Here is a 23,199-nt window from a genome sequence, read left to right as displayed (position 1 = left end):
TCCCGGCACGTGCACCTCACGCGTAGGCCGCGATGGCTTCCCGCGTGCCGTGCTGCAACGCCGTGAGTGCGTCGAGCAATGCGCGTCTTAACGGCTCGCTCTGTGCCAGCGCAGCGGGAAACACCTCGCGCACGTCGAGCAGAGCCTCCATCAAGGCACGATTGTTCTCTCCTGCCGATACCGCGAGCCCGTGCAAGCGTTCGGCCAGCGGGTCGTGAATCTCGTACGACGTACCATCGTCGCGGCGCCCGCGCAGAAAACGCATCCAGGCGGCGACGGCGAGTGCGAGTCGATCGAAAGGCCGGTTTGCCTCGATGCGTTCGGCAATCGGCGCGACGAGGCGCGGCGGAATTTTCTGGCTACCGTCCATTGCGATCTGCGCGCAGCGATGTTTGAGCGCAGGGTTTGCGTAGCGTGTGAGCAATGCATCGCGATACGCGAGCACGTCGAACGAGGCGGGTACACGCAATGTGGGCGCAATGTCCAGCGTCATCATGGCGTGAATCAGACGGTGCAACTGCGGATCGGCAATCGCGGCGTCCACAGTGTCGATACCCGCCAGCATCGAGAGATAGGCCATCGTCGAATGCGTGCCGTTCAGCATGCGCAGCTTGGCCATTTCGAACGGCGTCACGTCGTCCACGAGCTGCGCGCCCGCTAACTCCCATGCGGGACGTCCGAGCGGAAAGCGGTCTTCGATCACCCACTGACGAAACGGCTCGCAGGGCACGGGCGCGGCATCGCCGTATCCGTGTGCGGCCGCAGCGGATGCGCGGTCGGCGTCTGTCGTCGCCGGCACGATGCGATCCACCATCGTGGACGGAAAGGCGACCTCGGCGGCGATCCAGTCGGCGAGTGCCGGGTCGAGTGCGCGCGCGAATGAAGAAACCACCTGCCGCAGCGCCGCACCGTTGTGTGCAAGGTTGTCGCACGAGAGCACGGTGAACGGATTGCCGCGACGCGCGCGCAGTGCCGCCACGAGAATGCCGGGCACGGTCTTCGGCGTGTCGGGATGAGCGAGATCGTGCGCGATGTCGGGATGGTCGAAGTCGACGTTGCCAGTGCGCGTATCGCGGCAATAACCCTTCTCGGTCACGGTGAGCGAGACGATGCGTACGTGCGGGTCGGCGAGGCGTGCAAAAAGCGCAGCCCGGTCATGCGGCATGGCGAGCACCTCGCGCAGCGCACGCACGACCGTGACGCGCTCGCCTTCGGGCCCGCGTTCCACCACGCTATAAAGGCTGTCTTGTGCCATCAGCGCGTCGCGCTTCGTCACGTCGCCTTGCAGCGTCACACCGCAAATACCCCATTCCCCGCCCGCTGCAATCATTGCCTCTTCGGTATAGAGCGCCTGATGCGCGCGATGAAAGTTGCCGATGCCGAGGTGCACGATGCCAGTGCGCGGTTCGTGCCACGCGGCCGAAAGCAAATGATGACCGAGCGAGGGCAACGCATGCCGCGTGAGACGTGATGTATGAGCGAGGGTCATGACGGCGCGGAAAATGGGTGAATGAAGTGAAGAAGTCGGGGCGACGCAAGTGAGTGTGCCTCAAGCCACGCGGTCTGGACGAGCCGCAAGCGCAATGCCGCGCGACGTCCGCGTTATCCCTGGGGCGACGAAAAGGCGATCTGGTCTTGCGCGAGAATACTTGTATGGTAGCATGACCAAACCTTATCGAAAGACACGAGCATGCAACGTGTGCGAGCAGACAAAAGCCTCGCCGCCGTGCGTCTGAAGGCATCATTTCCTCACCTCGCTGCAAGGATCGAAGAATGAAGATTGTTCGCGCGGACGTGATCGTCACGTGCCCCGGCCGCAACTTCGTCACGCTGAAGATCGTGACGGACGAAGGCCTGTACGGCATTGGCGACGCGACGCTGAATGGCCGCGAACTCGCGGTCGCTTCGTATCTCAAGGACCATGTGTGCCCGACACTGATCGGGCGCGACCCTGGCCGCATCGAAGACATCTGGCAGTACCTGTACAAGGGTGCTTACTGGCGCCGTGGGCCCGTCACCATGACGGCGATCGGCGCCGTGGACATGGCGCTCTGGGACATTCTCGGCAAGGCCGCGAATCTGCCGCTGTACCGGCTGCTGGGCGGTGCCTCGCGCGACGGCGTAATGGTGTACGGCCACGCCACCGGCCGCGACCTTCCCGAGGCGCTGGAGCGCTATGCCGAGCACGTCGAGGCCGGCTACAAGGCGATCCGCATTCAGTGCGGTATCCCGAACATGGGTTCGGTATATGGCGTCTCGAAGCGTGCGGGCGCCTACGAGCCGGCGACAAAGGGCGCGGTGGACGAGCAGAGCTGGTCGACGGAGAAGTATCTCGATTTCGTGCCGAAGCTCTTCGAGGCCGTGCGCGAGCGCTTCGGCTTCGACACGCACCTGCTGCACGACGTCCATCATCGGTTGACACCCATCGAGGCGGCGCGTCTCGGCAAGGCCATTGAACCGTACCGGCTCTTCTGGCTCGAAGACCCGACGCCCGCCGAAAATCAGGCCGCGTTTCATCTGATTCGGGAACATACGGTAACGCCCATTGCGGTGGGCGAGGTGTTCAACAGCATCTGGGACTGCAAGCAGCTCATCGAAGAGCAACTGGTCGACTACATTCGCGCGACGCTCACGCACGCGGGCGGCATCACGCATCTTCGGCGCGTGGCGGATCTCGCGTCGCTCTACCAGGTGCGCACGGGCTGTCATGGCGCGTCTGACCTGTCGCCCGTCTGCATGGGCGCGGCGCTGCATTTCGACCTGTGGGTGCCGAACTTTGGTGTGCAGGAATACATGGGCTACCCCGAAGCAGCGCTCGATGTCTTCCCGCATGCGTGGCGTTTCGAGCGCGGCGTGATGCATCCGGGCGAAGGGCCGGGGCACGGCGTCGATATCGACGAAGCGCTGGCGGCACGTTATCCCTACGATCCCGCGTGGCTGCCCATCGCGCGGCTCGAAGACGGCACACTGTGGAACTGGTGAGGAGCTGACCATGCTGGCTGCGGTATTACATGAGCCCCAACGCATTTGTATCGACGAATTCGATCCGCCCGAACCCGCCGCAGGCCAGGTCCGCGTGCGCGTACGCGCGGGCGGCATCTGCGGATCGGACCTCTCGTATTACTTCAAGGGCAAGAGCGGCGACTTCGCGGTGCGCGAGCCGTTCATCCTCGGGCACGAGGCCGCGGGCGAGATCGACTGCGTGGGTGCAGACGTGACCGGCCTCGTGCGAGGGCAGCGCGTGGCCGTGAACCCGGGGCTCGCGTGCGGCACGTGCCGCTTCTGTCGCATGGGCATGCCGAACCATTGCCTCGACATGCGCTTCATGGGCAGCGCGTCCACGTTTCCGCACAGCCAGGGCATGTTCCGGCAGTTCATCGTGGTGAGCGCGACGCAGTGCGTGCCGGTGCCGGAAAGCCTCGGCTTCGCGCAGGCATCGATGGCCGAGCCGCTTGCCGTCGCGTTGCATGCGGTGAAGCAGGCCGGCTCGCTCGTGGGCGCACGCGTGTTGCTCGTCGGCTGCGGGCCTATCGGATGCCTGTTGCTTGCCGTGGCGCGGCGTGCAGGGGCGCATCGCGTGGTGGCGGTGGATCTTTCCGACAAGGCGCTGCAAGTGGCTCGTTCGGTCGGCGCAGACGAAACCGTAAACGCCGCGGATACCCACCAGATCGCCGGCTGGTCAGCGCAGCGCGGCACGTTCGACGTCGTGATCGAAGCCTCGGGTAGCCCTGCCGGGCTCGATACCGCGCTGCGTTCGGTGCGTGCGGGCGGCACGGTGATGCAGGTGGGCAATCTGCCGGCAGGGCAATCGCCGGTGGCGGCCAACCTCGTGATGTCGAAAGAGATTCGCTACATGGGCTCGTTTCGCTTCGCCAACGAATACGCGGTTGCAGCCGATGAAATCGCATCGGGCCGCATCGACCTGAGCCCTTTGATGACGCATTCGTTTTCGCTTGCCGAAGCGAATCGGGCATTCGAGATTGCCCATGACCGTTCGCAGTCGATGAAGGTGCATTTGAGTTTCGATTAACGACCGCCGGACCTGGCCGCATCTGTGGTCCCATGTTTTTCACCAGACGCCCGTCAAGAGGCGAATATCAGGAGACACTTCATGATCAGGAGTCAGCGCTGGTTCGTCGTCGCCCTGTTTTTTCTCGCGGGCATCATCAACTATCTCGATCGCGCGGCGCTTTCCATCGCGGCGCCGCTGATCCAGCAGGACCTGCACTTCTCGCATGCGCAGCTCGGCATCGTCTTCAGCAGCTTTTTCATCGGCTACGCGTTGTTCAACTTCGTGGGCGGCGTGCTGTCTGACCGGTTGGGTGCGAAGCTCGTATTCGGTGTCGCGATGGGCGTGTGGTCGATCTTCTGCGGAGCCACGGCGCTTGCCACAGGAATCGTTTCGCTCATCGTGCTGCGCGTGCTGTTCGGCATGGGCGAAGGGCCGTTCAGCTCCACGAACAGCAAGATGGTCAACAACTGGTTTCCGCGCCGCGAAGTGGCGAGCGCCATCGGCGTGATCAGTTCGGGTACGCCGCTGGGCGGTGCGCTGGCGGGGCCTGTGGTCGGCTATCTCGCGGTGCAGTTCGGCTGGCGCTGGGCATTCGTCGGCATCATGCTGCTGGGTCTCGCATGGCTCGTGCTGTGGGTCACGACGACGACCGAGCGTCCACACGACCATCCGCGCATTTCCGGCGAGGAACTCGCGCTGATCGAGGCCGGACAGGCCGGGCAAGAATCTGCCACGCTCGCGCCGGAGGGCGCTGCCGCACCGCTCGGCTACTACCTGCGCAAGCCGCTCGTGCTCGCCACGGCGTTCGCGTTCTTCTCGTACAACTACGTGCTGTTCTTCTTTCTCTCGTGGTTCCCCACTTACTTGACCGAGGCACATCATCTGAGCCTGCGCGACATGAGCTTTGCCACAGTCATTCCTTGGCTGCTCGGCAGCATCGGGCTCGCACTAGGCGGTTTCGTGTCGGACGGCATTTTGCGCATGACCGGTAAGGCGCTGCTGTCTCGCCGCATCGTGCTGGCCGTCTGTCTTGGCGCCACGGCAGTGTGCGTCGCACTTGCGGGCCGTGTGGCAAGCGTGAGCGGCGCGGTGACGTTGATGTCGCTTGCCATCTTCTTCCTGTACGTTACTGGCTCCGTGTACTGGGCCGTGATTCAGGACACGGTGCCGCGCGAACACGTGGGTGGTGCAGGCGGTTTCGTGCACCTGCTCGCCAACCTCGCCGGCGTGATCGGCCCCGCGATTACCGGCTTCATCGTGGAAGCCACGCATGGTGCGTACGGCAGCGCCTTCGTGCTGGCAGGCGGTGTGGCCGTACTCGGATCGATCTGCTCGGCTATCTGGATTCGCGAGCCTCGTGCACGGGCTTTGAGCGTGAAACGCGCGTGGTAGGATGGCGCGGTTCGAGCCAGTCCACGCCGTTCACGCCTTGCCGCGTTTTACTGGACTGTGCTCTGCCCATCTGCTCCGCTCAACCGAGATGAAATCCGCTTCGAACCGTACCTCCGCCACTGCGCGTGTTGACCCGGCTGTCGCTCCGCGCGCTGCGGCGCCACGCGTGTCGCGTGTCACGCGCGCGGGGCGTGCCGCAAGCACGGCTGCGGCACGCGTCGCACTGCCCGACCTCACCGATCAAGTGCAGCACGATTCGCACGAACCCATCGGCAAGCAGATTTTTCGTGCGCTGCGTGAGGCCATTTTCGTGGGACACATGACGCCCGGCACGCCACTCTCGGAAAAGGAAGTCTCCGAGATGTTCCATGTTTCGCGCCAGCCCGTACGTGAAGCGTTCATCAAGCTGGTGGAAGCAGGCGTGCTTCAGGTGTTGCCGCAGCGTGGCACCTTCGTGAAGCGCATCTCGCCGCGCCAGGTTCGCGAAGGGCGGTTCATCCGCGAAGCGATCGAAACGGCAGTGGTGCGCAAGGCCGCTGCATCGATCAGCGACACCCAGTTGCAGGACCTTGCCGACAACATCCGCGAACAGAAAGTCGCGGCGCGCGCAAACGACACGGCAGCGTTCCTCACACTCGACGAAGCATTCCACCGCTCCATCGCGCAGTCCATCGACTGCACTGCCGCCTGGGACACCATTCAGGACATCAAGGCGCAGATGGACCGCGTGCGCTACCTCAGCTTGCCCGAGGTGTCGCCGCTCGATTTGCTGATCCGTCAGCACGCAAAGATTCTGGCGGCGTTGCGCACTCACGATGCCGGCGCCGCGGAGGAAGCAATGCGCGCGCATCTGCGTGAAATACTCGTCTCGCTCGGGCCCATCGCGGCACGCAACCCCGACTGGTTCGAGGCCGACGAGCCCGAGCGCGTTCCGCTTTCCACCTGAAGTCCACCTGAGCGCGGGCCGAGCCGGGGCACCCGCGTGCACGAATCCATCGAAGAGAGGCGAACATGGACAACGCGTGGCAGTTCCAGCTCAGACTCACGGCTTCGGAGGCGCTGGCGCCCGGGCTGCGCAGCGATCCCTCCGGGCACGCGTACGCGCCGTTGCACGAGGTGCTGCAACGACATGGCGCGCAGTTGGTGTGTCAGTACGACGCCTTTGCCGGCTATGTCAGCGAGGCCGAGAAAGAAGGCGTCGAAAGATATCCGCTTTATCAGTGGACGAAAGACACGATCGAAAACCCCGCGAAACAGGCGAAATACCTGAAGTCGTTCACGGTGTACGTGAAGGGCGACGAGGTGTACGGGAAGGATGTGGCGGACGCGCTGGAGCGTGAGCTACTGGTACTCGTGAATGAGGGTAGCGGTATCGAGCGCGTGGCGAAGTTCGATACGAATCCGGCCAACAATCCGCAGCCGCCTCAGCGCTGACTGCGGATTGCGCGGGCCGCGTGCGCAGCCTGCTACGAGCGGCGTGCCGAACTCTTGCGCACGGTGGCGTCGAACAGCGCCTGCGCGGCGGCCAGTTCGTCCAACGCCTGTTCGAGTTCCAGCACGGCGCGCGAGTGATCGCGCTGCGCGCTGTCCGTTGCGGACGGCTCGGCACGCGTCGCGCGAAACGCCATATCGACCTTGCGCGTTGCCCAAACGAATCGCTCCGCCGCGCTTGCTTCCCGTGAATGCGAGCTCATTGCCATAGGACTCTCCATTGTTCATGGTCTTCGCGGTGTTCGGGCCGCGAGCCAACGTAGAGAGATAGCTTGCCAGGAAGCGCGCACAAACACCAGGACAATGTTGCTCACGGCACACGCAAAATGTGCATCGGCGATATACCGTGCACGTACCGCTGTTAACTTTCCGCGAGCGGTGTTAACCTTGCCGTTTTTCCCGCTCGGCGGCGGCGCTCACACTCCTTCGCGCCATCGCAGTCCTGGTGGTTCATGCCTTGTTTCAAGCTGGTTTTCGCGCGATGACGGTGGGGAACATCCGCGCATCGTCGTCGATGAATTCGACTTCCGTGAAACCGGCTTCTTCGAGTTGCTGCGCCGTCTGGGCATGCGTGCGATACGCACTCCACTTCGCATCGATCACGCGCACGAACAGCAGATATTGCAGCTGGAGCAGGGCGGGCTGCGTCTTCGCCATGTCCCAGGGCGAGTCGGCCGACATCGTGGGCGCAGGCGTGAGGAAACTCGTAATGAGCGTGCCGCTCGGCTTGAGCGCCTTGAAAAACGAGCGGTACAGCGCGACGACGCGCACGTCGTCCGGCTCGTAGATGTTCAGGCCGTTGCTGGTCAGCACGTCCACGGCGTTTTCGAGCGACAGCGACCAGGCGTCTTCGCGGCGCAGCGTTACGCGCTCGCTCAGCCCGCGTGTTTCGGCGAGCTTGCGCGCGGCATCGAGTGCCTGTTGATCGAGATCGATGCCCGTCAGCGTGACGTCTTCGAGCCCCTCGTAGTCGAGCAGCAACAGTTCGCCCATCAGCCCGCACGGCACCGATGCCAGCGCCATGCCGGGCGCGAGCCGCCTTTGCAACTGCTCGCGAAAGATGCCGAAACGCTGACGCGTGGCGAGCGTGGCCGGCAATGCTTCGAACACGCGTCGCTCCAGATCGGTGAGGGAATTCGCGTGTGCCGCCGAGGGGTCGTAGGTCACGAGTTGATGGGTCCACCACGCGTTGAGCCCGCGGTTCACCAACAGAAAGCGGCCCAGCTCGAAGCGGGAGAGTTCGTCGAGCAGCGCCAACTGCTGGTCGAGCGTGACGCCGGGCAGCGCCGGGGCCGCACGCAATCGCGACCTGGCCGATTCCAGCACGGCCTCAAAGCTTGCTTCTTCGCCGGGCCCGTGGGAGATCAGCCGGCCTTGCGCGGCGTCTGAAAGCGAGGTGGTTTTTTCCATGACTTTTGCACTTACCTTTCGTTGACCGATGCATCCCGACAGGACACGGGCGGCGCAAGCAGAGCGACGTTGCCTTTTCGAAGCGCGACGGCGCCTGGTGCTAACCCGAGGAGCGTTCGACTATTGCACGCGGGCGTGCGATTATCGAACGTCGACATTTCGGGCCCGATTGCTCTCGTGCGGCTGCCGCCACTATCCTGCAAGCCACGGACGATATCACCGTGGCGCGCATGGCGGCGGCGATCCGCGCAACGCTCGCCGCCGCGCCGAAGACATATCCAGATAGAAAGTTCAGGAGACACATCATGCATTCAGCCGTCGATTCATCGCGCCTCGCGTACGGGGACAACACGCGCAGCGAAGCCCGGCGGGCGGCGCTCGGCAGCTTCGTCGGCGCGGTGGTGGACTGGTACGACTTCCTGTTGTACGGCATCGTCGCGGCGCTCGTGTTCAACAGCGCCTTCTTTCCGAACGTGAGCCCCACGATGGGCACGCTCGCCGCATTCGCGACGTTCGGCGTCGGCTTCCTGTTCCGGCCGCTCGGCGGCATCGTATTCGGCCACTTCGGCGACCGCCTCGGCCGCAAGCGCATGCTCGTGCTCACGGTCATGATGATGGGCCTCTCCACCATGTTGATCGGCTTCTTGCCCACCTTCGCGAGCATCGGCTGGTGGGCGCCCGTGTTGCTCGTGACGCTGCGCGCCATTCAGGGCTTCGCGGTGGGCGGCGAGTGGGGTGGGGCGGCGCTGATGGCCGTGGAATCCGCGCCGGCGAAGAAGAAGGCGTTCTACAGCAGCGGCGTGCAGGTGGGCTATGGCGTGGGGCTCGTGCTGGCCACGGGGCTCGTCTCGCTGCTCAGCCATCTGCTCGACAACGCCGCGTTCAAGTCGTGGGGCTGGCGCCTGCCGTTCGTGTTTAGCGTGGTGCTCGTGCTGATCGGTCTGTGGGTGCGTTCCAGCATGGCGGAGTCGCAGGAGTTCGTGGAAAAGGTCGAGAAGGGCCACCGCAAGCTGCGCATGCCCGTGATCGAGGCGCTGACCCGGCATCCGAAGGCGTTTTTGCTGATCGTTGCGCTGCGTCTGGCCGAGCTGTTCTCCATGTACATCGTGACGGCGTTCGCGCTCAGCTACTCCACGACGAACCTCGGCATGCCGCGCGAGTTCTTCCTCAACGTGAGCCTGCTCGTGGGCGCCGTGAGCTGCGTAACGATTCCGTGCTTTGCGTGGCTGGCCGACCGCTTCGGCCTGCGCCGCATCTACATGATCGGCGCGCTGATCGGCCTTGCGTGTGCCGTGCCGTTCTTTCTGGCCATGGAGTCGCGCTCGGTGGTCTGGATCACCGTCTTCGCCGTGCTGCTTGCCAACATGGCGCACGACATGGTGGTAAGCGTCCAGCAGCCGCTCTTCACCGAACTGTTCGGCGCCGAGTACCGCTACAGCGGCGCGGGCGTGGGCTACCAGTTCGCGAGCGTGGTGGGCGGCGGCTTCACGCCGTTCATCGCGGTGGCGCTCGTGAGCTTTGCCGGTGGCTCGTGGCACCTCGTGGCCGCGTATCTCTGTGCCGGCTGCGCGATCTCGCTGATCGTCGCCGCCTTCATGAAAAAAGCGTGAAAAAGGCCTAAAAAAAGGCCTGATCCGCAACACATTGCGCCGCGGCTCGACAGCCGCGCGCGCAACGATCTAACGGCATCAGCCGCTACACCCATGAGCAAGACACCGCTGGCAAGGCGCGACTGGATCGCGGGCCTCGAAAAGGGCCTCGCGATCCTCGAAGCCTTCGACGACACCCATCCCCGCATGACGCCTACCCAGGCTGCGGAGCGTACGGGCTTGACGCGCACCGCCGCGCGCCGCTATCTGCTCACGCTCGAACATCTGGGCTATCTCTACACCGACGGCAAGCTCTTCGGCCTCACGCCGCGCGTGCTGCGCGTCGGCTGGTCGTATTTCGATTCGGCGCGCCTGCCGCGCATGGTGCAACCGTATCTGCAGCAACTGAGCGCGGCGATAGGCGAGGGCGTGTACGTGAGCGTGCTCGACGAATGGGAACTCGTCTTCATCGCGCGCAACAGCTCCTCGCGTGTGATGACCACGGGTTTCGTGCTGGGTGCGCGCGTGCCGGCGCCGCTCACGTCGGCGGGCGTCGTGCTGCTCGCATTCGAGCCGGACGAGCACGCCGTGGTGGACTGGCTCAACTCGACCCCGCTGCACCCCTTCACGCCGCACACCATCACGGACCCCGCGAAGCTCCTGACGAGCATTCGCCGCGCCCGCGCGAAGGGCTACGCGATCATCGAGCAGCAGTTGCAAGTGGGGGTGAGAGGCATCGCCATTCCGCTGAAAAACCGGCACGGCCAGGTGGTGGCGGCACTGAGCACCAACATGCCGATGGGCGACGAGACGGCGGACGCATCGCTCAAGCGCGTGCTGCCGCACATGCAGGAAACGGCGCTGGCGATGCTGAACGTGCTTTGAATCGCTAAAGGGTGCGAGCCGTGCGGTCGGCCGCGTTGGCCTTCCGCGCCTGCCGCCCGCCATTCAGACTGCCGGCAACTCAAGCCGCCTGAATCGTTTCCCGGCTGAGCAGCGCACAGGCCGCGTCACCCGCCATCGGCTTGCCGAACAGATAGCCCTGCATCTTGCGGCACCCCAGCTCGTGCAGAATGCGCACCTGCTCCTCGTCTTCGGCGCCTTCCACCACGCAGTCCAGATCGAGGTTGCGGCACAGATCCACGATGGACTTCACCACGCTTTGCCCCGTCGCGTTGTGCACGATGTCGCTCACGAAGCTGCGGTCGATCTTGATCTTGTCGAGCGGCAGTCGGTGCACGTAGGTGAGGCTTGAAAAGCCGGTGCCGAAGTCGTCGAGTGCAATGCGCACGCCCAGTTGCTTGAGCAGCCGCAGCGATTCGCTTGCCAGATCGAAGTCGCTCACCAGCGCCGTTTCGGTGATCTCCATCTCGATGCGATGAGGCGGCACGCCGCTCGCGAGCACGATGTCGGCGATGCGTTGCGTCGCTTCGGGCGAGCCGATGTCGCGCGCCGAAAGGTTGAACGACACCCACGTGTCGTCGGGCCAACGCCGCGCCTCGGCCAGCGCCTTTTTCAGCAGCACTTCGCTCACCACCAGGATGCGGTTGGAGCGCTCCGCACACGCGATGAATTCGGCAGGCGGCACCTCGCCTAACCGCTCATGCGTCCAGCGCGCCAGCGCCTCGAAACCCAGAATACGGTGGTTCGGCAATTCGACGATAGGCTGGAACGCGACCGTTAGCTCGTGCTCGAGGTCCGCATGTGCGAGCGCCTGTTCGATGAGCCCCATGCGGCGCCGCTCGCTTTCATGCGTGTGCGAGAAGATGACCGGTTCGCCCCGCGCGTTCTGCTTGGCGTAGTAGAGCGCGTGGTCGGCCTGCTCGAAGAGCAGTTCGGGGCGCTCGACCGGACCGTCCGACGCCGCAAAACCCACCGATGCCGTGAGCCGCAGCGTGAGGTCGCCCAATTCGTACGGCTGTTGAAGCAGCCGGCAGAGCACGCGGCCGCGGGCCATCAATTCGTCTGTAGAGAGGTTTTCGCGCAGCAGCATGCCGAATTCGTCGCCGCCCAGCCGCGCGAAGAACACCGGGTTCGTGCTGACGTCCAGCAGGCGGCGGCCCACTTCGGCGAGCACGCGGTCGCCGGTGCTGTGGCCGTAGGCGTCGTTGACGAGCTTGAAGTCGTCCAGATCGATGAGCCCGATCACGATAGGGCTCGCGCCTTTCGGCCGGATCGCGCTGTTGCTGTCCGCCGCTGACGCCATGCTGTCGATGTGCGCGAGGAACGCGCGCCGGTTCGGCAGGCCCGTGAGCGAATCGAGATTCGCGAGCCGGAAATTCTCGTCGCTCAAACGCTGCGTTTCGGCCTGGCGCAACCTGAGCGTCACGGTGGATTCCACGAGCCGCGCAAAATCGCGGTAGTGCACGAGCAGCACGAAGATCATCGCGACCCATACGAGCAGCAGGTTCGCCGCCATCAGCATGAATACCAGGTTGCCCGTGAGCGAGAAGAACACCGCGAACGGCAGGATCACGATGGCGGCCAGCATGAGCGCCGCGCCGCGCAGGTGCATCAGGCAAAAGATGCAGCCGATTACCGTGATCGCCATGTAGAACGCCACGTGCGCCTGGGCATAGGCGTCGCCGTACTGGTAGAGGTTAAAACCCCAGGCCGTGAACAGCACGCCGAGCACGGGCACGAGGCGCAGCGTGAGCCGCAGCCGCCTCAGGTGCGTGGCCGTATCCACTTCGACGTTGCGAATGCGTCGCCACCAGAAGAGCCGCACGATGCAGAAGCCGCACAAGGCGCCGGGCGCCCAGACGGTCATCCACATGGGCGCCGAGTGTAGATGTGTGAGTGCAAGCGCCACGCTGTTGGTGACGAGGATGAAATACAGCAGAGGAATCTGCGTGGAAAGCGCAGCGGATTGCGAGCGGATGAGCTCGGGATTCTCCGCCGGAACCGCGAACAGCCTTGCGCATCTTTCGACGGCGCGTCTGCAGCGGAGTATCCATGCGCGATGAACCGGGCGACTTGTCATGATGTCCCGCTGACGTATTCAGAAACGACTTCAATGTAGCAATGTGAGTGCAGTCTCCTTGCGGCTGCTGCCTGCGGCGCGGATCTGGAATCTGGAAGCCCGCGCCCCGCGAAGCCGCGTGCTGCTACTCCCGTAAACGGCAGCAGAGCGGCCCGGCTTGAGCATTTTGGGGGTTTGTCCGCACCTGCAACCGCGCGGCGGGACGAAATCCTTGCAAATCATTGCCGCACGTCACGCATTGCCCGGGCAGACCGCGCGCTCTAAGGTGTAACCCCAACCTCCGGCCCTCGTGCAGAGGGCGCTGCCGCGGCCATAGCAATTCCTGCTGCGGGAGCCCATCAAAACGGCGACTTTCGATTGCGCGCCTTCGCGAATCAGGACATTCCATTAATTTGGCGATGCTTAAATTCAATCAGCACGCAGGCGGTGAGCTTTGCCAGACAGGCGAGGCGCGGACCCCGGCGGGCGCAGGAGACCTTGCAGGCGACCAGCAAAAGGCGCGGCGAGCGATACCAGGAGCGGCAGCATAAAACACTGCGGTCACTTTCCCTTTGTCCGAGGAGCAGGTTCCATGAACGACGATGAAATCAAACAGGGTGGTTTCAGCCGCCGCGACATGATGCGTGTATTGGCTCTGGGCGGCATGCTGGCCTCGGGCGCGGGAGGCCTGCTTGCGGGGGCGAAGAGCGCCTTCGCGGCCGATGCGCCCAAACGCGGCGGCAAGGTACGCGCGGCTTACGAGTCGATATCCACATCCGATACGCTCGATCCTGCGAAGGGCTCCTCGGGCTCGGACTACATCCGCTTTTTCATGATCTACAGCGGGCTCACGCAGTTCGACCCGAGCCTCACGCCGCAGCCCGCGCTAGCCGAGTCGCTGGACACGACGGACGCGAAGACGTGGGTCGTGAAGCTGCGCAAGGGCGTGACCTTTCACGACGGCAAGCCGCTCACGCCCGCCGACGTGACGTACTCGCTGCTGCGCCACAAGAACCCGGCCACGGCGTCGAAGGTGAAGTCGCTGGCCGACCAGTTCGCCGACGTGAAGGCCACCGGCCCGAACGAAGTGACCATCACGCTCACGCAGCCGAATGCCGATCTGCCCGTTATTCTCGCCACGCCGCAGCTCGTCATCATCCGCGACGGTACGACGGATTTCGCCACCGCAGTGGGCACGGGCCCCTACAAGCTCAAGACCTTCAAACCCGGCGTCACCACGGTGGGCGTGCGTAACGACAACTACTGGCGCCAGGGCAAGCCCTACCTCGACGAGGTGGAACTGATCGGCATTTCCGACGACGCGGCCCGCGCGAACGCGCTGCTCTCGGGCGACGTGCATCTGATCAACGGCGTCGATCCGCGTGCCACACAACGCATTGCGTCCACGCCGGGCTACGCGATTCAGGAAACGAAGTCGGGCCTCTACACCGACCTCATCATGCGGCGCGACAACCCGCTCACCGGCAACCCGGACTTCGTGGAAGGCATGAAGTATCTGTTCGATCGCGATCAGATCCGCACGGCCGTGTTTCGCGGCTTTGCCGTGGTAGGCAACGACCAGCCGATTCCGCCTGGACACCGCTACTACTTCGCGGGCTTGCCGCAGCGTCCCTACGACCTGGACCGCGCGAAGTTCCATCTGCAAAAAGCCGGCGCTATCGGCGCGGCGATTCCGCCCGTCTTCGCCACCTCGGACGCCAACGGTTCGATCGAAATGGCCGTGCTCATGCAACAAAGCGCGCAGAAGATCGGCATGAACCTGCAGGTGAACCGCGTGCCCGCGGACGGTTACTGGTCGAACCACTGGATGAAGCATCCGCTCGGCTTCGGCAGCATCAATCCGCGTCCCAGCGCCGACGTGCTCTTCACGCAGTTCTTCAAGTCCGATGCGCCGTGGAACGAGTCCGGGTGGAAGAACCCGAAGTTCGATCAACTACTGCTCGCCGCGCGCGCCGAAACCGACGACGCCAAGCGCAAGCAGATGTACGCCGACATGCAGGTGCTCGTGAGCAAGGAAGGCGGCATCGGCATTCCCACCTTCCTGAGCCTGCTGGATGGCTACGACAAGCGCCTGAAGGGCCTGGGTTCCATCCCGACCGGGGCGATGATGGGCTTCTCGTTTGCCGAGCACGTGTGGTGGGAAGCCTGATGCTCGCGGGCGCAGGCGCGCGTTGATGCGGCGCGCGCCGTACTCCCGACGTTGTCGGGGCCCATACGACAGGCCGGCTGCGCGGTGGCACGCGCGGCCGGCGTCATCGCAACCGTGCTGTTGGGCGTCTAGCCGTTCTACCGGGCAGGAACCATGAACCAGACCGTTGCTTCGTTGATCGTGCGGCGCCTCGCGCTGACGCTGCTCATGCTGCTGATCGTGTCGCTCATCATTTTCACGATCACCAACCTGCTGCCCGGCGACGCGGCGCAGCAGGCGATGGGCCAGGCGGCCACGGCCGACACTGTGGCCGCGTTGCGCCAGCAGTTCGGGCTCGACCAGCCCGCCTGGCTGCGTTATCTCCACTGGCTCGCGGGCATCTCACACGGCAACTTCGGCACGTCGCTTTCGGCGAGCATGCCCGTTAGCGAACTCATTGCGGGCCGCCTGCCGAAGTCGTTGTCGCTGGCTGCCATCACGACGGTGGTGTCCGTGCCGTTCGCCATCGGGCTCGGCATTCTGGCCGCCGTGAAGCAGGGCACGTTGCTCGATCGCATTGTGAGCCTCGGCACGCTGTCGCTGGTGGCCACGCCCGAATTCCTGATCGCCACGTTCGCGGTGCTGATCTTCGCCGTGAAGCTGCGCTGGCTTTCCGCGCTGTCGTATGGCGGCGAGATCGAAACGTTCAACCAGTTCCTGCGTGCCTACGCGATGCCCGTCATCACGCTGTGCTGCGTGATCGTCGCGCAGATGGCGCGCATGACGCGTGCCGCCGTGGTCGAGCAATTGCGCGCGTCGTATGTGGAAATGGCGATTCTCAAAGGCGCGCGGCCCGCGCGCGTCGTACTGCGTCACGCGTTGCCCAACGCGATCGGGCCTATCGCGAATGCAGTGGCGCTGAGCCTGTCGTATCTGCTGGGCGGCGTGATCATCGTGGAAACCATCTTCAACTATCCGGGGCTCGCGCGGCTCATGGTGGATGCCGTGAGCAATCGCGACATTCCGCTCGTGCAGGCGTGCACGATGCTGTTCTGTCTCGCGTATCTGATACTCGTCACGCTCGCGGACCTCTGCGCGATCGTGTCTAACCCGAGGTTGCGCACATGAACCGCCTCACTTTCCTGCGCCGTTCGCCGGTCGCGCTGACAAGGAGCGCCAGCATGTCTTCATCCTTTCCGGAACCCGCATCCGGCGGTGCGAACGGGGCCGGTGGTTCCACCGGTTCGGCGGGTTCCGCACCACCTGCACGCCGCGCGCGGCGCAAGCTCCGGCTTTCGACGAGCGGACGCATCGGTCTCGTGATGGTGGCGTTCATGCTGTTCGTCGCGGTGGTCGGGCCGTGGCTCGCGCCGCATTCCGAAGGCGCCATTGTGTCGCCGGACGTGTTCGCCGGCTTCAGCGCGAAGCTGCCGCTCGGCTCGGATTACATCGGCCGCGACATGCTGAGCCGCATCATTCACGGCACGCGCCTCACGGTGCTGCTCGCGCTGGCGGCGGCTTCCATGGCGGCCTTCGTCGGCACGAGTCTTGGGTTGCTCGCTGCAGTGGCGGGCAAGGCTGTGGACGAAACGATGAGCCGCGTGCTCGACGCCGTCAGCTCGATTCCCACCAAGATGTTTGCGTTGATGGTGGTGGCGGCGTTCGGTTCGTCGCTGCCGCTGCTGATTCTCACGGCCGCCGTGAGCTATACGCCCGGCGCCTATCGCATTGCGCGGGCACTCGCCGTGAACATCAGCTCGCTCGAGTACGTACAGGTGGCGCGCGTGCGCGGCGAAAGCGCGATCTACATCTGTTGCTTCGAAATCCTGCCAAACATGATTCACCCCATGCTCGCGGATCTGGGGCTGCGTTTCGTGTTCGTGGTGCTGCTGCTGAGCGGCCTCAGTTTCCTGGGCCTTGGCGTGCAGCCGCCGTACGCGGACCTGGGCTCGCTCGTGCGCGAGAACATTGCATGCCTGGGCGATGGCGCGCCTGTCGTGCTGATGCCGGCCATTGCCATTGCGCTGCTCACGGTGGGCGTGAACCTGCTGATCGACGGTCTGCGCGGCAGCACGGGCAACCGCCTGCGTGCGCGCCGGCCGGTAGGGGGAGCCTGAGATGAACGCGAACACCGGCAACCTGGTGGAAGTGCGCGGCCTGCGCGTGGTCGGCTCGGCCGATGGCGGCGCCGAAACACCCATCGTACGTGGCATCGATTTCGACGTGGCGCGCGGCGAGGTGCTCGCGCTGATCGGCGAATCGGGTTCGGGCAAGACGACTATCGCGCTTTCGCTGATGGGCCACGCGCGCAGCGGCTGTCGCATTGCGGGCGGCTCGATTCGCGTGGGCGGCTGCGACGTGCGCTCGCTGTCGCCCGATCAACTCGCTGCGTTGCGTGGCCGCAAGGTCTCGTATATCGCGCAAAGTGCCGCGGCCGCGTTCAACCCGGCGCGCACGATTCTCGACCAGGTGATCGAAAGTGCCTTGATTCACGGCACGTTGAGCAAGAGCGCGGCGCAGGCCAAGGCCGTCGAGCTGTTTCGCGCGCTCGCGCTGCCCGACCCTGAGCGCATCGGCAAACGCTATCCGCATCAGGTTTCGGGCGGGCAGTTGCAGCGGCTGCTGGCTGCGATGGCGTTGATCACCGACCCCGAACTCGTGATTCTCGACGAGCCCACCACGGCGCTCGACGTCACGACGCAGATCGACGTGCTGATCGCATTCCGCAAGGTCGTGAAGGAACTGGGTACGACGGCGGTGTACGTCTCGCACGATCTCGCCGTGGTCGCGCAGATGGCCGACCGCATCGTGGTGCTGAGCGATGGCGAGATACGCGAAGTGGGCAGCACGGAGCAGATCCTGCATGCGCCCGCGCATCGCTACACGCAGAGCCTGATCGCGGCCATTACGCCGACGCCGCGTGGCGTGCGCGACGGCGTGGCGGGTACGTCCGCATCCGCGGCCGGCGTTGCTTCCAGTGCCGCGCCGCAACGGCCGCTGCTCGAAGTGCGGCGCCTCGTGGCCGGCTACGGACGCGCCGACGCCAAAGGGTTGCCCGCCACGCGCATTCTCGACGACGTCGACCTCGTGATTCATCGCGGCAAGACGGTAGGCGTGATCGGCGAATCGGGCTCGGGAAAGACGACGCTCGCGAAGGTCATTGCCGGGCTCGTGCCGGTGGGCGGCGGGCAGCTATTGCTGGACGGCAAGCCCATGCCGGCACGCATGGAGCAGCGCACGAAAGAGCAGTTCCGGCGCATTCAGATCGTGTTCCAGAACGCCGACACGGCGCTGAACCCGTCTCACACCATCGGCCAGATTCTTTCGCGGCCGCTCGCGTTCTATCACGGCATGAAGGGCGCGCGCGCCCAGGCGCGCGTGGCCGAGCTGCTCGAACTCGTGCGACTGCCCGCGGCGCTCGCCGCGCGACGGCCGGCGGAGCTTTCGGGCGGGCAGAAGCAGCGTGTGAATCTGGCCCGTGCGCTCGCGGCCGAACCGGACCTGATTCTCTGCGACGAGGTGACGTCCGCGCTCGACACCGTAGTAGGTGCGGCCATTCTCGATCTGCTCGCGGACCTGCAACGCAAGCTCGGCGTCTCGTATCTCTTTATCACGCACGACATCGGCAAGATGCGTTCGATCAGCGACGACATCGTCGTGCTCTACGCGGGGCATCGCGTGGAAGCGGGCGACCGCACGGCGCTGTGCGAGCCGCCTTTCCATCCGTATGCGGACCTGCTTATCTCATCGGCGCCGGAGTTGCGCGCGGGCTGGCTGGAGGAGGCATCGGCGCGGTGTCATGGCGAGCTGCCGCCCGTGGCGGCCGCCACACAAGACGTGGAGCTGTGCACGTTCCTCGGGCGGTGTCCGATGCGCGTGGACGGGTTGTGCAACACGACGGCGCCGTCGCGGCGGCAACTGTCGAACGGGGCCGTCGTGCTGTGCCACCGTTCCGAGGACGACCTGATGCGCCTGCAACAGGGCGCCGCCCTGGGCGAAGGCACGATCGTGTGATGCGACGCGGGCACGGCGAAGCAGCCGATGATCCGCCAGGCACGTTATTTCGTTGTATTAAGGAAAACGTATGGCAACAAGAATCGGAGTGGACATTGGCGGATCGTTCGCGGATTTCGCCGTGCTGGACGACGAGACGGGCGAGCTGAAAACGCTGAAGGTGTTTTCGCGGCCCGAAAGCCCAGGCACCGAAGTGCTGCGCGGCATGGAAGGGCTAGCCGAGCGGTACGGCGTGGATCCACGCGAAGTGGTGTACTTCACGCACGGCACCACTGTGGGCGTGAACGCGGTGGTGCAGCGCAAAGGCCTGCGCCTCGGACTCATCACCACGCGCCACTTCGAAGACGTGCTGGATATCGCACGCCTCAAGGGGCCGGACATGTACGACCTGCTCTCGAAGCGTCCAGCACCGCTCGTGCCGCGCGAGCGCGTGTTCGGCGTGACAGGCCGGCTCGCGGCTGACGGCACGGTAGAAACGCCTGTGGACGAAGCGAGCGTGCTCGCCGCCGTGGAAGGGCTGCGGCGCGCGGGATGCGAAGGTGTGGTGATCTCGCTGCTGCATTCGTATCGCAACCCGGCGCACGAGCAGGAGGTCAAGGCCATTGTGGAACGCGAGATGCCGGGCTTCTTCGTGTCGTGTTCCAGCGACGTGTGGCCCATCATCCGCGAATACGAACGCACGTCCACGGCCGTTATTGGCGGCTACGTGCAGCCGAAGGTCTCGCACTATCTTTCTTCGCTGCAACGCGCGCTGCGGGAAACCGGTATCGGCGCGGACATGAAGGTGACCAAGTCGAACGGCGGCGTGATGAGCGCCGAGGCCGGCAAGAGCAACTGCGTGCAGATGATTCTCTCGGGCACGGCCTCGGGCGTGATCGGCGCGGCATACGTTGCGCAACTGTGCGGACTGAGTTACTGCATGAGCCTCGATATCGGCGGCACCACGGCAGACGTTGCGCTGATCGTGGATGGCGAGCCGCAGTACGCGACGGGCGAGTACATCGGTGACTTCCAGATTCATATTCCTTCGGTGTCCGTTTCGTCGATCGGCGACGGCGGCGGCTCCATTGCATGGGTGGACGAGTTCGGCGTGCTCAAGGTAGGCCCCGAAAGCGCGGGCTCGAACCCCGGCCCCGTCTGCTACGGCAGGGGCGGCACGCGCGCGACGATCACCGACGCGTTCGCCGTGATGGGCGTGATCGGCAACGCGAGCCTCGGCTACAACGCCGTGAAGGTGAATCGCGATGCCGCCTGCCGCGCCATCGAGGCGCTGGCCGCGAAGCTGGGCAGCGACCCGTACCGCACGGCAGAGGCTATTGTCGAGGTCGCCGTCTCGGGCATGTATGCGGGCGTGAGCCGTATCGTGTCGCGCTTCGGCATCGACCCGCGCATGTTCTCGCTGCTGCCGTTCGGCGGCGCAGGGCCCATGCTGGCCTGTCACTTCGCCCGCGCGCTCGGCATGGAACAGGTCGTGGTGCCCACTACGCCTGGCGTGTTGAGCGCCTTGGGCGGCCTGATCGCGGACACGAAGAACGACTTCGTGAAGACCACCTACTACGATCTCGACGCCGCCTCGCTGCGTCAACTCCGTGACGACGCGCAGGCGCTGAGCCACGCGGCACATGCGTGGCTCGCGGGCCAGACCCAGGGGCAGGAAGGCGAGGCGCGTCTCGCCGTCTCTGCCGACATGCGCTACAAGGGTCAATCGTTCGAGATCGACACACCGCTCGAACTGCGCTGGCTCGAAGAGGAAAACATCACGGCGCTGAGCGAAGCGTTCCACCGCGAGCACGCGCGGCTCTACGGCCATAGCGACCTGGATGCGCGCATTCAAGTGGTGGCGCTGCGGCTCGTGATCTCGTCGGCCACGCCGAAACCTGCGCTGCGGCAGATCGAGGTCGCTACGTCGCCTGCCCAGCCCGACACCACCGTAAAGGTGTGGATGGACGGCGCCTGGCGCGACGCCGCGCTCTTTCAGCGTGCGAAGCTGCTAGCGGGACACCGTATCGAAGGTCCGGCCGTCATCGCTCAGGACGACTGCACGACGTGCGTGCTGCCCGGCTTCTCGGGCGAAGTGGATGCTTACGGGAACCTGATCCTGCTGCAGCGTCTGCAATGAAGCCACTGAGCCATTGATACGGAGCCTCGCAAATGCAATTCGACAAGGCAGTGCTGCAAATCTTCGCGAACTACTGTGTGGCGGCTGCGGAGAGCATGGCCTACACGCTCGTGCGCACCGCACATTCCACGTTCGTGAAGGAAACGGAAGACTTCTCGTGCGCAATCATGACGCCCGAGGGCCACACCTTCGCGTCGCCGAAGACGCTTGGCGCCACGTGGTACGTCGGGCTCGACTACGGTCCCGTGATCGGCATGATCGACCATTACGAGCCCGGCGACATCGGCATGACGAACGACACGTATAGCGGTTTCGTCGCCACCCACACGCCCGATATCGTGCTGTGGAAGCCGGTGTTCTACGAAGGCGAGATTGTCTGCTTCGTGGGCGGGCACATTCACAACACCGACATGGGCGGCGCCGTGCCGGCGTCGCTTTCGCGCACGCTCACCGAGATCGAGCAGGAAGGTATCCGCTTTCCGCCCACCAAGATCGTGCGCGCAGGCGTGCTGGACGAAGACCTGCTGCGCATCATGGCGGCCAACGTGCGCGTGCCGGACCAGAACGTGGGCGACCTGCACGCACAGCTTGCTTCGCTGCACACGGGCGAGCGGCGCGTGCTGGAAATCATCGAACGTTTCGGCGTCGATGCCTTCAAGGCCGGCATGCACGCGCTGCTCGACTACGCCGAAGAGCAGGCGCAGACCCTCATTCGCGACATTCCCGACGGCGACTATTTCTTCGCTGAGTACGCGGACGAAGACTCCGTGCGCGGCAAGCCCATGCGCGTGGCGCTCACGCTGCGCATTCGCGGCGGCGCTGTCGAATTCGACTACACGGGCAGCGACCCGCAACTGCAGTCGTCGCTCAACATGCCCACGGGCGGACGCGAACGGCATGCGCTCGCGCTGGTCGGCTTCGTCTACGTGCTCTACACGCTCAATCCGTCGATTCTGCTCAACAGCGGGCTCTTGCGTGTAGCACGCTGCATTCTGCCGCCTGGCACCGTGGTCAATGCGCAGCGGCCCGCGGCGGTCGGCATGCGCAGCCTGACCTGCAAGCTGCTGCACCTGCTCACGTTCGGTGCATTTGCACAGGCCGTGCCGGAGCGGATGCCCGCGTGTCCCGCAGGCGGGCTCTCGATTCTCAGCGTAAAGACGCTGGACCGCGAGGGGGGCACAGTGATGGCGTCGATCGGGCCCATTGGCGGCGGCGCGGGCGGCATGTCGCTGGACGATGGCGAAGACGGGTCCGGCGCCAACAACGCATTCCTGCGCAACACGCCCGTTGAAATCAACGAGGCCGAGGTGCCCATCCGCATTACGCGCTATGGCGTGGCGCCGGGTTCGGGCGGTGCGGGGCAATTCCGCGGCGGCCAGGGGCTCGTCATGGAGTTCAAGGTGTTCGCACCCAACACGCTAGTGACGGCCCGCAATCGCGATCGCACGCACTTCGCGTCGTGGGGCCTGCGTGGCGGCAGCGCGGGCGCTAACGCACGCTTCACGAAGAACCCCGGCACGCCGCACGAGGAGCAGCTGGGCAACAACGATCTGGTGGTCTGCAACCCGGGCGACGTGATCCGGCTGGTGGGCGCAGGCGCGGGCGGTTATGGCCGGCCCGAGGAGCGCGAGATCGAGCGCGTGCGCGACGACGTGCTGCGCGGTTACGTCACGGAACAGCAGGCACGCGACGTGTATGCCGTTGCGCTCACGGACGGCGAGGTCGATGAGGCGCAAACGCAGGTGCTGCGCGAAGACGCGCGCCTGCGCCTCGCGGGCACGCAGCCGCCGGCCTTCGATTTCGGGCCTTACCGCACGGCGTTCGAAGCGAAGTGGACGCGCGAGCGGTATGCGGCGCTCACGCGCATTCTTGCGGGCGTGCCCGTGCAATGGCGCTACTTCGTGAAGCACCGCCTCTTCGAGGCGCTCGACGAACGCATCGCGGCCAACGACGCGGAGCTCGCCAACGCCGGTCTGATCGATGCGCTCTACGCGGAGCTGGCCGCATCGCTGCCGGAACTGCGCAAGGCGGGTTAAGCGAGCGGGATGGTGGCACGGAGAT

17 protein-coding genes are annotated in these 23,199 nt (G+C 64.9%); 13 read left to right on the top strand and 4 right to left on the bottom strand.

The features are described from left to right. Positions 1-16: 16 nt before the first annotated feature. The gene (locus PXJ20_RS22015; RefSeq protein ID WP_421031168.1) at positions 17-1,489 is read right to left on the bottom strand and encodes a mannitol dehydrogenase family protein; all 1,473 of its coding nucleotides are present in this window, start codon (positions 1,487-1,489) and stop codon (positions 17-19) included. Positions 1,490-1,773: 284 nt separating this feature from the next. Here PXJ20_RS22015 and manD point away from each other — a divergent pair, with 284 nt between their 5' ends. From manD to PXJ20_RS21990, 5 genes are all read left to right on the top strand, one after another. Next, positions 1,774-2,982: a D-mannonate dehydratase ManD gene (manD, locus tag PXJ20_RS22010; RefSeq protein ID WP_421031167.1), complete on the top strand. Its 1,209-nt coding sequence runs from the start codon at positions 1,774-1,776 to the stop codon at positions 2,980-2,982. 10 nt (positions 2,983-2,992) lie between these two features. Beyond that, positions 2,993-4,030: an L-idonate 5-dehydrogenase gene (locus PXJ20_RS22005; protein WP_421031166.1), complete on the top strand. Its 1,038-nt coding sequence runs from the start codon at positions 2,993-2,995 to the stop codon at positions 4,028-4,030. A gap of 81 nt (positions 4,031-4,111) precedes the next feature. Next, entirely contained in the window at positions 4,112-5,404 is a 1,293-nt protein-coding gene (locus PXJ20_RS22000; RefSeq protein WP_421031165.1) for an MFS transporter, read from the top strand. 88 nt (positions 5,405-5,492) lie between these two features. Next, a complete protein-coding gene (locus PXJ20_RS21995) occupies positions 5,493-6,350 on the top strand; it encodes a GntR family transcriptional regulator (protein WP_421031164.1) in 858 nt (285 codons plus the stop codon). A 65-nt stretch (positions 6,351-6,415) separates the two neighbouring features. Further along, positions 6,416-6,838, top strand: coding sequence for a hypothetical protein (locus PXJ20_RS21990; protein ID WP_421031163.1), 423 nt, complete (start codon positions 6,416-6,418; stop codon positions 6,836-6,838). Positions 6,839-6,870: 32 nt separating this feature from the next. On the opposite strand, the gene PXJ20_RS21985 is transcribed toward PXJ20_RS21990, so the two are convergent. After that, positions 6,871-7,104, bottom strand: a complete 234-nt coding sequence (locus PXJ20_RS21985; RefSeq protein ID WP_126876519.1) for a hypothetical protein — start codon at positions 7,102-7,104, stop codon at positions 6,871-6,873. A 253-nt stretch (positions 7,105-7,357) separates the two neighbouring features. Continuing rightward, positions 7,358-8,305 carry an SAM-dependent methyltransferase gene (locus tag PXJ20_RS21980; protein WP_421031162.1) on the bottom strand — a complete coding sequence of 316 codons (948 nt, stop codon included), beginning with the start codon at positions 8,303-8,305 and terminating at the stop codon, positions 7,358-7,360. Positions 8,306-8,610: 305 nt separating this feature from the next. Between PXJ20_RS21980 and shiA the strand changes: the two genes are divergently transcribed. Next, positions 8,611-9,915 carry a shikimate transporter gene (gene shiA / locus PXJ20_RS21975; protein ID WP_413214267.1) on the top strand — a complete coding sequence of 435 codons (1,305 nt, stop codon included), beginning with the start codon at positions 8,611-8,613 and terminating at the stop codon, positions 9,913-9,915. Between the two features lie 93 nt (positions 9,916-10,008). Continuing rightward, on the top strand, positions 10,009-10,779 hold the full coding sequence (locus tag PXJ20_RS21970) for an IclR family transcriptional regulator domain-containing protein (protein WP_017777355.1): 771 nt from the start codon (positions 10,009-10,011) through the stop codon (positions 10,777-10,779). A 79-nt stretch (positions 10,780-10,858) separates the two neighbouring features. On the opposite strand, the gene PXJ20_RS21965 is transcribed toward PXJ20_RS21970, so the two are convergent. Continuing rightward, positions 10,859-12,664, bottom strand: coding sequence for a putative bifunctional diguanylate cyclase/phosphodiesterase (locus PXJ20_RS21965; RefSeq protein WP_421031161.1), 1,806 nt, complete (start codon positions 12,662-12,664; stop codon positions 10,859-10,861). A gap of 784 nt (positions 12,665-13,448) precedes the next feature. On the opposite strand from PXJ20_RS21965, the gene PXJ20_RS21960 reads away from it, so the two are divergent. The 6 genes from PXJ20_RS21960 to PXJ20_RS21935 all read left to right on the top strand — a co-directional run bounded on the left by PXJ20_RS21960 (position 13,449) and on the right by PXJ20_RS21935 (position 23,174). After that, positions 13,449-15,026 carry an ABC transporter substrate-binding protein gene (locus PXJ20_RS21960; protein WP_421031160.1) on the top strand — a complete coding sequence of 526 codons (1,578 nt, stop codon included), beginning with the start codon at positions 13,449-13,451 and terminating at the stop codon, positions 15,024-15,026. A gap of 153 nt (positions 15,027-15,179) precedes the next feature. Next, entirely contained in the window at positions 15,180-16,133 is a 954-nt protein-coding gene (locus tag PXJ20_RS21955) for an ABC transporter permease (RefSeq protein ID WP_017777358.1), read from the top strand. Between the two features lie 53 nt (positions 16,134-16,186). Further along, positions 16,187-17,122 carry an ABC transporter permease gene (locus PXJ20_RS21950; RefSeq protein ID WP_114811257.1) on the top strand — a complete coding sequence of 312 codons (936 nt, stop codon included), beginning with the start codon at positions 16,187-16,189 and terminating at the stop codon, positions 17,120-17,122. Between the two features lies 1 nt (position 17,123). Continuing rightward, the gene (locus PXJ20_RS21945) at positions 17,124-19,019 is read left to right on the top strand and encodes an ABC transporter ATP-binding protein (protein ID WP_421031159.1); all 1,896 of its coding nucleotides are present in this window, start codon (positions 17,124-17,126) and stop codon (positions 19,017-19,019) included. A gap of 70 nt (positions 19,020-19,089) precedes the next feature. Then, on the top strand, positions 19,090-21,138 hold the full coding sequence (locus PXJ20_RS21940; protein ID WP_421031158.1) for a hydantoinase/oxoprolinase family protein: 2,049 nt from the start codon (positions 19,090-19,092) through the stop codon (positions 21,136-21,138). 32 nt (positions 21,139-21,170) lie between these two features. Continuing rightward, on the top strand, positions 21,171-23,174 hold the full coding sequence (locus PXJ20_RS21935) for a hydantoinase B/oxoprolinase family protein (RefSeq protein ID WP_421031157.1): 2,004 nt from the start codon (positions 21,171-21,173) through the stop codon (positions 23,172-23,174). Positions 23,175-23,199 lie beyond the last annotated feature (25 nt).

It is taken from the genome of Paraburkholderia sp. A1RI_3L, from assembly GCF_048957895.1.
GTDB classification, from domain to species: domain Bacteria; phylum Pseudomonadota; class Gammaproteobacteria; order Burkholderiales; family Burkholderiaceae; genus Paraburkholderia; species Paraburkholderia kururiensis.
The sequence above is the reverse complement of the archived record's forward strand: the minus strand, read 5'-3'. Positions and strand labels throughout refer to the sequence as shown.

Bases quoted from the DNA above. Each gene is read 5' to 3' on its own strand.
- PXJ20_RS21940 (WP_421031158.1), top strand. From the start codon at position 19,090: ATGGCAACAAGAATCGGAGTGGACATTGGCGGATCGTTCGCGGATTTC.
- PXJ20_RS22000 (WP_421031165.1), top strand. From the start codon at position 4,112: ATGATCAGGAGTCAGCGCTGGTTCGTCGTCGCCCTGTTTTTTCTCGCG.
- PXJ20_RS21970 (WP_017777355.1), top strand. From the start codon at position 10,009: ATGAGCAAGACACCGCTGGCAAGGCGCGACTGGATCGCGGGCCTCGAA.
- PXJ20_RS21965 (WP_421031161.1), bottom strand. From the start codon at position 12,664: ATGACCGTCTGGGCGCCCGGCGCCTTGTGCGGCTTCTGCATCGTGCGG.
- PXJ20_RS21935 (WP_421031157.1), top strand. From the start codon at position 21,171: ATGCAATTCGACAAGGCAGTGCTGCAAATCTTCGCGAACTACTGTGTG.
- PXJ20_RS22015 (WP_421031168.1), bottom strand. From the start codon at position 1,489: ATGACCCTCGCTCATACATCACGTCTCACGCGGCATGCGTTGCCCTCG.
- PXJ20_RS21990 (WP_421031163.1), top strand. From the start codon at position 6,416: ATGGACAACGCGTGGCAGTTCCAGCTCAGACTCACGGCTTCGGAGGCG.
- PXJ20_RS22005 (WP_421031166.1), top strand. From the start codon at position 2,993: ATGCTGGCTGCGGTATTACATGAGCCCCAACGCATTTGTATCGACGAA.
- shiA (WP_413214267.1), top strand. From the start codon at position 8,611: ATGCATTCAGCCGTCGATTCATCGCGCCTCGCGTACGGGGACAACACG.
- PXJ20_RS21995 (WP_421031164.1), top strand. From the start codon at position 5,493: ATGAAATCCGCTTCGAACCGTACCTCCGCCACTGCGCGTGTTGACCCG.
- PXJ20_RS21985 (WP_126876519.1), bottom strand. From the start codon at position 7,104: ATGGCAATGAGCTCGCATTCACGGGAAGCAAGCGCGGCGGAGCGATTC.
- PXJ20_RS21980 (WP_421031162.1), bottom strand. From the start codon at position 8,305: ATGGAAAAAACCACCTCGCTTTCAGACGCCGCGCAAGGCCGGCTGATC.
- PXJ20_RS21960 (WP_421031160.1), top strand. From the start codon at position 13,449: ATGAACGACGATGAAATCAAACAGGGTGGTTTCAGCCGCCGCGACATG.
- PXJ20_RS21945 (WP_421031159.1), top strand. From the start codon at position 17,124: ATGAACGCGAACACCGGCAACCTGGTGGAAGTGCGCGGCCTGCGCGTG.
- manD (WP_421031167.1), top strand. From the start codon at position 1,774: ATGAAGATTGTTCGCGCGGACGTGATCGTCACGTGCCCCGGCCGCAAC.
- PXJ20_RS21955 (WP_017777358.1), top strand. From the start codon at position 15,180: ATGAACCAGACCGTTGCTTCGTTGATCGTGCGGCGCCTCGCGCTGACG.
- PXJ20_RS21950 (WP_114811257.1), top strand. From the start codon at position 16,187: ATGTCTTCATCCTTTCCGGAACCCGCATCCGGCGGTGCGAACGGGGCC.